Source organism: Dietzia sp. UBA5065, assembly GCA_002415925.1.
In the GTDB taxonomy this organism is placed as follows: domain Bacteria; phylum Actinomycetota; class Actinomycetes; order Mycobacteriales; family Mycobacteriaceae; genus Dietzia.
Genome location: DIAZ01000005.1, coordinates 1 through 480 on the forward strand (window position 1 = coordinate 1; position 480 = coordinate 480).

General features: G+C 77.9%; 1 protein-coding gene. It reads left to right on the forward strand.

What is annotated here, in order from left to right; genetic code table 11:
* Positions 1 to 480, forward strand: a 480-nt coding sequence (locus B4M60_RS00520; protein WP_291079410.1) for a hypothetical protein, incomplete at both ends; no start/stop codon positions are given.

A 480-nucleotide genomic window follows, 5' to 3' on the forward strand; every position in this document is an offset into this window, starting at 1 on the left:
GCCGGCCGGATCGCGCTGCTCCGACGGTCGGGGGCCGGACCCGCCGCGCAGGCCCGGGCCGAGGCGCTCCCCGCGACGGCCCCGACTACTGCGCTCGCCCCGCCCGCCACCCCGCGGTTCCTCGCGGCAGAGTCCGCGGTGATGCGCTCCGTCGAGGCCGTGTGGGCGGGACGACTCACCGAGGCCATGGGCCGTCTCGGCGAGCTCTCCGACGCGACCCCCGGCGGCTGTGAGGCCATCGCGATCCAGGGCGAGGTGCTCCCGGCGATGGCGATCGCGCTCATGGCGTGGGGGATCCGGGGCGAGGACGGGGCGCAGTCCTCGTGGTCGTGGCTCCCGGTCCAGGAGGCCAACACCCACGCCGGGGCCGGGATGCTGCTGCTGGACCGGGGTGTCGCGGGGCCGGCGCAGGCGTCGTTCGAGCAGGCGCTCGCCGCGACGGTCCCCTCGGCCGACGCCGCGATCCGCCCCCACCTGCAC